Annotated in this window: 8 protein-coding genes; 5 read left to right on the plus strand and 3 right to left on the minus strand. The window is 57.0% G+C overall.

Annotated features, from left to right (window positions below; all coding sequences use genetic code 11):
• Nucleotides 1–51: 51 nt before the first annotated feature.
• Nucleotides 52–1,188, minus strand: a complete 1,137-nt coding sequence (rlmG, locus tag LDK53_RS02370; RefSeq protein WP_225283968.1) for a 23S rRNA (guanine(1835)-N(2))-methyltransferase RlmG — start codon at nucleotides 1,186–1,188, stop codon at nucleotides 52–54.
• Between the two features lie 85 nt (nucleotides 1,189–1,273).
• Between rlmG and LDK53_RS02375 the strand changes: the two genes are divergently transcribed.
• The 4 genes from LDK53_RS02375 to sstT all read left to right on the plus strand — a co-directional run bounded on the left by LDK53_RS02375 (nucleotide 1,274) and on the right by sstT (nucleotide 5,561).
• Nucleotides 1,274–1,777, plus strand: coding sequence for a YgjP-like metallopeptidase domain-containing protein (locus tag LDK53_RS02375; RefSeq protein ID WP_025759578.1), 504 nt, complete (start codon nucleotides 1,274–1,276; stop codon nucleotides 1,775–1,777).
• A gap of 70 nt (nucleotides 1,778–1,847) precedes the next feature.
• Nucleotides 1,848–2,846, plus strand: a complete 999-nt coding sequence (locus tag LDK53_RS02380) for a Gfo/Idh/MocA family protein (protein WP_045286327.1) — start codon at nucleotides 1,848–1,850, stop codon at nucleotides 2,844–2,846.
• A gap of 252 nt (nucleotides 2,847–3,098) precedes the next feature.
• Nucleotides 3,099–4,064, plus strand: a complete 966-nt coding sequence (locus LDK53_RS02385; protein ID WP_025759576.1) for a TerC family protein — start codon at nucleotides 3,099–3,101, stop codon at nucleotides 4,062–4,064.
• 255 nt (nucleotides 4,065–4,319) lie between these two features.
• On the plus strand, nucleotides 4,320–5,561 hold the full coding sequence (gene sstT / locus LDK53_RS02390; RefSeq protein WP_045286328.1) for a serine/threonine transporter SstT: 1,242 nt from the start codon (nucleotides 4,320–4,322) through the stop codon (nucleotides 5,559–5,561).
• Between the two features lie 92 nt (nucleotides 5,562–5,653).
• On the opposite strand, the gene LDK53_RS02395 is transcribed toward sstT, so the two are convergent.
• Together LDK53_RS02395 and uxaC are read right to left on the minus strand one after the other, a co-directional pair.
• Nucleotides 5,654–7,141: a UxaA family hydrolase gene (locus LDK53_RS02395; RefSeq protein WP_225283970.1), complete on the minus strand. Its 1,488-nt coding sequence runs from the start codon at nucleotides 7,139–7,141 to the stop codon at nucleotides 5,654–5,656.
• Nucleotides 7,142–7,158: 17 nt separating this feature from the next.
• Nucleotides 7,159–8,571, minus strand: coding sequence for a glucuronate isomerase (uxaC, locus tag LDK53_RS02400; protein ID WP_025759858.1), 1,413 nt, complete (start codon nucleotides 8,569–8,571; stop codon nucleotides 7,159–7,161).
• 476 nt (nucleotides 8,572–9,047) lie between these two features.
• Between uxaC and LDK53_RS02405 the strand changes: the two genes are divergently transcribed.
• Complete coding sequence (locus LDK53_RS02405; RefSeq protein WP_025759860.1) at nucleotides 9,048–10,346, plus strand: MFS transporter; 1,299 nt, start codon at nucleotides 9,048–9,050, stop codon at nucleotides 10,344–10,346.
• The last annotated feature ends 77 nt before the right edge of the window (nucleotides 10,347–10,423 follow it).

Genomic DNA, 10,423 nt, shown 5'->3' on the forward strand with positions numbered 1-10,423 from the left:
CCTACAAAACCGTAGGCCTGTGCAAGCGCAGCTCCGCCAGGCAAAACAATCTTAACGACGACGCCCCAGCTTCACTGATTTCAGCACCACAAACTTGTTGTTGGTCGCGATGGTGACGCAGTTACCGAAAATCTTCTTCAGCTTGTGGAAGTAGTCCAGATGGCGGTTGGCAACGATGTACAGCTCGCCGTTGATCTTCAGACAGCGGCGCGCGTGGTGGAACATCTCCCAGGCGACGTTATCCGTCAGGGCATGCTTCTGGTGGAACGGCGGGTTACAGAACACCGCGTTGAAGCGGAACGGCTCTACACCGGACAGCGCGTTGTTGATCATAAACTCGCAGCGGTCCAGCGCCTCTGGCAGGTTGGTTTCCACGTTCAGACGGCTGGAGGCTACCGCCATTGGCGATTCGTCGCTGAACACCACGCTGGCCTCCGGGTTATTCGCCAGCAGCGTCAGGCCAATCACGCCGTTACCGCAGCCCAGATCGACAATCTCCCCTTCCAGATTTTCCGGCAGATGCTCAATAAAGAAACGCGCCCCGATATCCAGACCGGTGCGGGAGAAGACGTTCGCGTGGTTGTGGATGGTCCAGCCGGTCCCTTCCATCTTCCAGCTCAGCGTATCCGGCGCGTCGGCCAGATCGGGCGCGCTGAACGTACAGTTGATCAGCCGCGCTTTTTTCCATGCCAGCGTGGTGGTGGTTGGCCCAAGGACTTTCTCAAACAGCTCCAGCGTCGAAGTGTGAATATCGCGCGCTTTGGCACCCGCGATGATGCGGGTTTCTGGCGTCACGACCTTACGCAGCGCACGCAGCTGTTGCTCCAGCAGCGCCATGGTTTTTGGCACTTTAATGAGTACCACGCCAGGCGACTGCGGGTAGTCCGCGGTGCTGTCGAGGAACTTCACGCTGGACTCTTCGATGTCGTTATGGCGCAGGTTTTCACGCGTCGCCAGCTCGCTTAAGTAAGAATCGCCGATGCTGTACGGCGCGTGTTCCGCCAGCGCACAGCCCAGCGCGCCAAAGGCATCATTCAGGATCAAAACCGGGCCGCGGATTTCAGTCTCATCCAACTGCTGCAGCAGATACTCATCCGCCGCTTCCCACGCCTGTAGCGGGTTAACGTCGTCCGTCTCCGGGAAACGTTTAAGGTTGAGTGAACGGAAACCGTTGTCTAAGTGGCTCATCGGCCCTCCTGAATGGTAAAATTTCGGCGTTATCCCTGAAAAGGGTGCGTGAGTATACCCGTTTTCAACTTATTTTGGGGTTTTGATGAACCAGCTGACTTATCTCCAGGGCTACCCGGAACATCTGCTTTCCCAGGTTCGCACGTTAATTGCCGAGCAAAAACTGGGCGCGGTGCTGGAAAAACGCTACCCCGGCACGCACGATGTCGCGACCGATAAAGCCCTCTGGCAGTATACGCAGGATCTGAAAAACCGGTATCTGAAGAGCGCGCCGCCGATCAATAAGGTGATGTACGACAACAAGATCCATGTGCTGAAAAACGCGCTCGGCCTGCACACCGCCATCTCCCGCGTGCAGGGCGGCAAGCTGAAAGCGAAAGCCGAGATCCGCGTCGCGACGGTTTTCCGCAACGCGCCGGAAGCCTTCCTGCGAATGATCGTGGTGCACGAACTGGCGCACCTGAAAGAGAAAGAGCACGACAAAGCGTTTTACTCCCTGTGCTGCCACATGGAGCCGCAGTACCACCAGCTGGAGTTTGATACCCGCCTGTGGCTTACGCATTTATCGTTAAAAGGTAATGCGCAGTAGCGCACGCGAATTGTCATGATGACGTGCTACAGTGGCTAAAGGTTCCCCGCTACGGAGTACGTAAACGTTTATGATACGTTTCGCAGTCATTGGTACGAACTGGATCACGCGCCAGTTCGTCGACGCCGCCCACGAAACCGGCAAACTTAAACTTACCGCAGTCTATTCCCGCAGCCTTGAGCAGGCGCAGAGCTTTGCCAACGACTACCTCGTTGAGCATCTCTTCACCTCGCTTGATGACATGGCGCAAAGCGACGCCATTGACGCGGTGTATATCGCCAGCCCGAACTCTCTGCACTTCCCGCAAACGAAGCTGTTCCTCAGCCATAAAAAGCATGTGATTTGCGAGAAGCCGCTGGCGTCGAACATCGATGAAGTGGAAGCCGCCATCGCGCTGGCCCGCGAAAACCAGGTGGTGCTGTTCGAAGCGTTCAAAACCGCCAGCCTGCCAAACTTCCTGCTGCTGCAGCAGTCGCTGCCGAAAATTGGCAAGATGCGTAAAGCCTTTATCAACTACTGCCAGTATTCGTCGCGCTACCAGCGCTACCTGGACGGCGAGAACCCGAACACCTTTAACCCGGCCTTCTCGAACGGCTCGATTATGGATATCGGTTTTTACTGCCTGGCCTCCGCCGTGGCGCTGTGGGGCGAACCGCACAGCGTAAGCGCTCAGGCCAGCCTGCTGGAGAGCGGCGTGGATGCACACGGGTTAGTGGTGCTGGATTACGGTGATTTCAGCGTCACGCTACAGCACTCCAAAGTCAGCGATTCCGTCCTGCCGAGCGAAATTCAGGGCGAAGCCGGGTCGCTGGTGATCGAGAAGATCTCAGAGTGCCAGAAGGTCAGCTTTGTGCCGCGCGGCGGTAAAGCGCAGGAGCTGACGCAGCCTCAGCATATAAACACTATGCTCTATGAGGCAGAGGTCTTCGCCCGCCTGGTGGAAGACAACGAAGTGAATCACCCGGGACTCGCGGTGAGCCGCAGCACGTCGAAACTGCAAACGGAGATCCGCCGTCAGACCGGCGTGGTGTTCCCGGCAGACGGCGTGAGCGCGAACGCTATCGCGTAAAGCTGTGTAATGAAACGGCGCAGACCATTGACGAAACCAATGGTCTGACATATTTTGTTACCTGCAAAGGGGAGTAACTTCTTCGTCGGTGGATCGTCATTACGATGCGTGCAAAACCGCATCCGGTCGCCGGGCAACCCTCGTGGTTGTAAGTGAGACCTTGCCGGAAGGCGAGGTCTATGCATAAAAAGCTAACGGCTATCGTCTTCTGACCATAGCCGTTTTTGTTTTTTTATGTGTAAGGAAAATAGTATGCATTCTGTCGGCACTCCCATGTTGTGGGGCGGATTCGCGGTTATCGTGCTCATCATGCTGGCGATCGACCTCTTTTTGCAGGGGCGTCGCGGCGAGCACGGTATGACCATGAAACAGGCCGCCGTCTGGTCGCTGGTGTGGGTTACCCTCTCTCTGCTCTTCTGCGCCGCCTTCTGGTGGTATCTGGCCTCCACCGAGGGCCGGGCAGTGGCCGATCCTCAGGCGCTCGCCTTCCTCACCGGTTATCTGATTGAAAAAGCGCTGGCAGTCGATAACGTCTTCGTCTGGCTGATGCTGTTCAGCTACTTTGCCGTACCTGCTGCCCTGCAGCGCCGCGTGCTGGTGTACGGCGTGCTGGGCGCGATTGTTCTGCGTACCATTATGATCTTCGCCGGTAGCTGGCTGATTACCCAGTTCGAATGGCTGCTGTACGTCTTCGGCGCGTTCCTGCTGTTTACCGGGGTCAAAATGGCGTTGGCGAAAGAGGACGGCTCCGCGATTGGCGATCGTCCGTTGGTGAAGTGGATCCGTGGACATCTGCGCATGACCGACAGGATCGAGAACGAGCACTTCTTCGTGCGCAAGAACGGCCTGCTGTTTGCCACCCCGCTGCTGCTGGTGCTGATTCTGGTTGAGCTGAGCGATGTGATTTTCGCCGTGGACAGTATCCCGGCTATTTTCGCGGTGACCACCGACCCGTTCATCGTGCTGACCTCAAACCTGTTTGCGATCCTCGGTCTGCGCGCCATGTACTTCCTGCTGGCAGGCGCGGCGGAGCGCTTCTCAATGCTGAAGTACGGCCTGTCGGTGATCCTGGTGTTTATCGGTATCAAGATGCTGATCGTCGATTTCTACCATATCCCGATCGCCATCTCGCTCGGCGTGGTGTTTGGCATTTTGATCGTGACGCTGATTATCAATACCTGGGTTAACCGCCAGCACGATAAGAAGCAGCAGGCTTAGTGCGTTTTGCCCGGTGGCGCTGTGCTTACCGGGCCTACAACGTCACTCCGTAGGCCAGGCAAGCGCAGCGCCACCCGGCACTTTCGTTAATCAATAGTTAAAAAACATGACGCAACACGTAAAATCCAGCATTTTACGCTTCCCTCCTTTCGCGCATTCCCTATACTCGACCTGGCAAACATTTTCTTACATCCGGACATAAATGTGACTTAGAGCACATCCAGGATGGAACGCAATTTCACTCAGGAATAACGTATGAGCACACAATCTAGCGGTCTGTTCGCGCGCCTGGCGCAGGGCAGCCTCGTAAAACAAATTCTGGTCGGGCTGGTGCTGGGTATTCTGCTGGCGATGGTCTCAAAACCTGCCGCGGAAGCTACGGGGCTACTCGGGACACTGTTCGTTGGCGCCCTGAAAGCCGTCGCGCCGGTGCTGGTTCTGATGCTGGTGATGGCATCTATCGCCAACCATCAACACGGACAAAAAACCAACATTCGCCCTATTCTGTTCCTGTATGTTCTGGGAACCTTCTCGGCGGCATTAACCGCCGTTGTATTTAGCTTCCTGTTCCCGTCCACGCTGCATCTGACCAGCGCCGCCGGTGAGATCACACCACCCTCAGGAATTGTGGAAGTGCTTCGCGGTCTGCTGATGAGCATGGTTTCTAACCCTGTCACGGCGCTGATGAGCGGCAACTACATAGGTATTCTGGTCTGGGCGATTGGTCTGGGCTTCGCGCTGCGTCACGGTAATGAGACCACCAAAAACCTGGTAAACGATCTGTCGAACGCCGTGACCTTTATGGTCAAACTGGTGATTCGCTTTGCGCCAGTCGGGATTTTCGGTCTGGTCTCCTCCACGCTGGCGACCACCGGTTTTGACGCGCTGTGGGGCTATGCCCAGCTGCTGGTTGTGCTGATCGGCTGTATGCTGCTGGTGGCGCTGGTGATCAACCCGCTGCTGGTATTCTGGCAGATCCGCCGCAACCCGTATCCGCTGGTGCTGACCTGCCTGCGTGAGAGCGGTGTCTATGCCTTCTTCACCCGCAGTTCTGCGGCAAATATTCCGGTGAACATGGCGCTGGCGGAGAAGCTGAACCTGGACCGCGATACCTATTCCGTGTCGATCCCGCTGGGCGCAACCGTGAATATGGCGGGTGCGGCGATTACGATCACTGTACTGACTCTGGCGGCGGTGCATACGCTGGGTATTCCGGTGGATCTGCCAACCGCATTGCTGCTGAGCGTCGTGGCGTCGCTGTGCGCCTGTGGCGCATCCGGCGTGGCGGGCGGTTCGCTGCTGCTGATCCCGCTGGCGTGCAATATGTTCGGTATCCCGAACGAGATCGCCATGCAGGTCGTAGCCGTCGGCTTTATCATCGGCGTGCTGCAGGACTCCTGCGAAACCGCGCTGAACTCCTCTACCGACGTGCTGTTTACCGCGGCGGCCTGCCAGGCGGAAGACGCGCGTTTAGCGAAGAACGCCCTGCGAGGTTAACAGCAAAACGGCAACCCTGAGGTTGCCGTTTTTAGTGTTTGTACCCTCTCCCCGTGGGAGAGGGTCAGGGTGAGGGCATCAGGCCGCACCGATTACAGCGTCACACCACTCTTAAAGATCGCCAGCTCGCGGAAATCGTTCTTCTCGTTACAGGTCTGCTTGCCGTTAGCAAATTCCACAATGCTGTCCACAAACTCCGCCAGTAGCTCAGGCATCGCTTTACCGTGAATCAGCTGTCCGGCATCAAAGTCGATCCAGTGTTTTTTCTTCGCCGCCAGCTCGCTGTTGGTGGCGATTTTCACCGTCGGTACAAAACCGCCGTACGGCGTGCCGCGGCCAGTGCTGAACAGCACCATATGGCAGCCTGCGCCGGCCAGTGCGCTGGTGGCGACCGCATCGTTTCCGGGGGCGCTCAGCAGGTTGAGACCATGCGTTTTCAGGCGCTCGCCGTAGCGCAGCACATCGACGACCTGGCTCGCGCCCGCTTTCTGGGTGCAGCCGAGGGATTTCTCTTCAAGCGTGGTGATCCCGCCCGCTTTATTACCCGGCGACGGGTTCTCATAAATCGGCTGGTTATGGGCGATGAAGTACTGTTTGAAGTCGTTCACCATGGTGACGGTTTTCTCAAACGTCGCTTCGTCACGGCAGTGGCTCATCAGAATACGCTCTGCACCGAACATCTCCGGCACTTCGGTCAGCACCGTCGTGCCGCCGTTGGCGATCACGTAGTCCGAGAAACGGCCCAGCATCGGGTTGGCGGTGATACCGGACAGGCCATCGGACCCGCCGCATTCCAGACCAAATTTCAGCTCGCTCAGTTTGCCCGGCTCGCGCTTGTCATGACGCATCACCTCATAAAGCTGATGAAGCTGCTCAACGCCTGCTTCCACCTCGTCATCCTGATGCTGACACACCATAAAATGCACGCGCTCAGGGTCAAACTCACCCAGCGTCTCGCGGAAGGCGTCCACCTGGTTGTTCTCGCAGCCGAGGCCGATCACCAGCACCGCACCCGCATTCGGATGACGCACCATGTTTTGCAGCATGGTACGGGTATTGATATGGTCGTCACCCAGTTGGGAGCAGCCGTAGGTATGGCTGAAGAGATGCACCCCGTCAGTGCCTTCGGCATTATTGGTCTCTTTCAGAAAGCGCGTCTGGATCTGACGCGCAATTCCATTGACGCAGCCGACGGTCGGGAGGATCCACAGCTCGTTGCGGATCCCCACCTCGCCGTTGGCGCGACGGTAGACCTGCACCTCGCGATCTGCCGCCTGAACGCTTTCTGCGGGTAGATCAGGTTGATAGCTGTACTCGTCCAGATCGCTAAGATTGGTGCAGGTATTGTGGGAATGAAGATGTTCACCTGGCTCAATATCCGCTAACGCATGCCCAATCGGCAGACCGTACTTCACGACGTTGTCCCCTTTGGCGAGAGGCTTCACGGCAAACTTATGTCCGCGAGCAATCGCCTGACGCAGGGTGACGCTCTGGTTATCAACGGTCACCACGTGGCCTTCAGCGAGATCCGTCAGCGCGACGGCCACGTTATCCAGCGAATGGATTTTGATGTATTGCATATCAACCTCAAACGGCCTTAGTTCAGTTCAATGGCGAAGTAGTCGCGCGCATTGTTAAAGCAGATGTTTTTCACCATTTCGCCCAGCAGCTGGATATCCGCCGGCGCTTCGCCTGCGTGTACCCAGCGGCCAATCATCTGGCACAGGATGCGGCGGAAGTATTCATGGCGGGTATAGGACAGGAAGCTGCGGCTGTCGGTCAGCATGCCGACAAAGCGGCTTAACAGGCCAAGCTGCGCCAGCTGCGTCATCTGACGCTCCATTCCGTCTTTCTGATCGTTGAACCACCATCCGGAACCGAACTGCATCTTGCCCGGCATCCCTTCACCCTGGAAGTTGCCGACCATGGTGCCCAGCACTTCGTTATCGCGCGGGTTCAGGCAGTAGAGAATGGTTTTTGGCAGCAGATTTTGTTCGTTCTGCTTGCTCAGCAGCTTAGACAGCGCTTCAGCCAGCGGACGGTCGTTGATGGAGTCGAAGCCCACATCCGCGCCCAGCAGCGTAAACTGGCGCTGGTTGTTATTGCGCAGCGCGCCGATATGGTACTGCTGTACCCAGCCACGACGGGCATATTCTGCGCCGAGGAACACCAGCACCGCCGTTTTGAACTGCGCCACTTCATGCTCGCTCAGGGACTCACCGGAAAGACGACGCGCCAGAATGCTGTCCAGCTCGGCTTCGTTTGATTCCGCGAACAGCACCACATCCAGCGCATGGTCAGACACTTTACAGCCGTGCGCCGCGAAGTGATCCAGCCGTTTGGTCAGCGCGGTTTGCAGGTCTGCGAAACGACGGATGTCGGTATCAGAAACCTCGGCCAGCTTCGCCATGTAATCCTTAAACGTGGCCTGCTCGATATTAAAAGCTTTATCCGGGCGCCAGCTTGGCAACACTTTGATGTCAAACGCGCTGTCTTTGGCGATGGCCGCATGGTGTTCGAGAGCGTCAATCGGATCGTCGGTGGTGCCCACCATTTTTACGTTCATCTGCTTCATGATGCCGCGCGCGGAGAAGTTATCCTGCGCCAGCAGCGCATTACACCGATCCCAGATCTCATCCGCGGTCGCTGGAGAGAGCAGTGTTCCGGTGATACCAAACGGACGGCGGAGCTCAAGGTGCGTCCAGTGGAATAACGGGTTGCCGATGGTGTGCGGAACGGTCGCCGCCCAGGCGTCAAACTTCTCGCGGTCAGTGGCGTCGCCGGTACACAGGCGTTCAGCCACGCCGTTGGTGCGCATGGCGCGCCATTTGTAGTGGTCACCTTTCAGCCAGATGTCATACAGGTTTTTGAAACGGTAATTTTCGGCAACCTGCTGCGGCGGTAAATGGCAGTGGTAGTCGAAAATCGGCTGGTCTTTGGCGTAGTCGTGGTACAGGCGGCGGGCAAATTCGGTATCTAACAGAAAATCTTCAGTCATAAACGGCGTCATTATCGTCTTCCTCATTACGGGAGCGTCAGAAAGCGTATGTTCATATGCTGCAAAGTTATCACACCAATTTCCACCCACCGAACCTTTTTTCGTGAGTGAGATCAATAAACGCCAACAAATTCATTCCCTTCACTGGAACAAACCCTGCTGCAGGCCGCGCCATTACTGGCTTTGCCCGCAGCGACGAATGTCCCCACAAATAATCATACATTTGTGATGTCACTCACCTTTTAAAGTTGTATGACAAGTTATCTTTTCGCCGTCGCAAACACTTAGCCGACGGAATGCATTACCGGTGTGAGAGACATCGGGTTTAACGGTACGGATACCGACTTATGCACGCTTACTTATGGCAAGGTTCGGGCCGTTCCGGGAGCTGTTCCCGGCTACGCCCCTCCCGTTACACAACGGCTCCCGGCAACGGTTGAGCGGTTGCCGTGCTCTGGCGCCGACATAACATAACGATGAGGTTTTAGATGCGTAAAATTAAAGGGTTACGTTGGTATATGATCGCGCTGGTGACGTTAGGCACCGTGCTGGGCTACCTGACGCGTAACACCGTGGCAGCAGCAGCGCCAACATTGATGGAAGAGCTGCATATCTCCACGCAGCAATACTCCTACATCATTGCCGCTTATTCCGCGGCGTATACCATCATGCAGCCGGTGGCAGGCTATGTGCTGGATATTCTCGGGACCAAAATCGGTTATGCCTTCTTCGCCATCGCCTGGGCGGTGTTCTGCGGGGCAACGGCGCTGGCAGGCAGCTGGGGCGGTCTGGCGCTGGCACGCGGCGCGGTGGGTGCCGCGGAAGCCGCGATGATCCCTGCCGGGCTGAAAGCCAGCTCGGAGTGGTTCCCGGCAAAAGAGCGTTCGATTGCGGTCGGTTATTTCAACGTGGGCTCGTCCATCGGGGCGATGATAGCGCCGCCGCTGGTGGTGTGGGCTATCGTAATGCACAGCTGGCAGATGGCGTTTATCATCTCTGGCGTGCTGAGTTTTGCCTGGGCAATAGCGTGGCTGCTGTTCTATAAGCACCCGCGTGACCAGAAAAAACTGTCTGACGAAGAGCGTGACTACATCATTGGTGGTCAGGAAGCGCAGCATCAGACCAACAACGGCAAGAAAATGACCGTCTGGCAGATCCTGGGCACCCGTCAGTTCTGGGGTATCGCCCTGCCGCGTTTCCTCGCGGAACCCGCCTGGGGTACCTTTAACGCCTGGATCCCATTGTTCATGTTTAAAGTCTACGGCTTTAACCTGAAAGAGATCGCCATGTTCGCCTGGATGCCAATGCTGTTCGCAGACCTGGGCTGTATCGTTGGCGGCTACCTGCCACCGCTGTTCCAGCGCTGGTTTGGTGTGAACCTGATTGTCTCCCGTAAAATGGTCGTGACCATGGGCGCGCTGCTGATGATTGGCCCGGGGATGATCGGCTTGTTCACCAGCCCGTATGTGGCTATCGCCCTGCTGTGCATCGGCGGTTTTGCGCACCAGTCCCTGTCCGGCGCGCTGATCACCCTCTCCTCTGACGTCTTTGGTCGTAACGAAGTGGCCACCGCCAACGGTCTGACCGGGATGGCCGCCTGGACCGCAAGTACGATGTTTGCGCTGGTGGTTGGCGCGCTGGCGGATACCATCGGCTTCAGCCCGCTGTTTGCGGTACTGGCGGTCTTCGACCTGATGGGTGCGGTGGTGATCTGGACGGTGCTGAAAAGTAAATCGGCAGAAGAGCTGGCGAAAGAGTCTCTCGGAAAACCGGCGACGCAGAGTTAGCAACCATTTTTCCGCCGGGTGGCGCTACGCTTACCCGGCCTACAAAACCCGTAGGCCCGTGCAAGCGAAGCGCCGCC

It is taken from the genome of Enterobacter sp. K16B (assembly GCF_020216105.1).
Taxonomy (GTDB): domain Bacteria; phylum Pseudomonadota; class Gammaproteobacteria; order Enterobacterales; family Enterobacteriaceae; genus Enterobacter; species Enterobacter sichuanensis.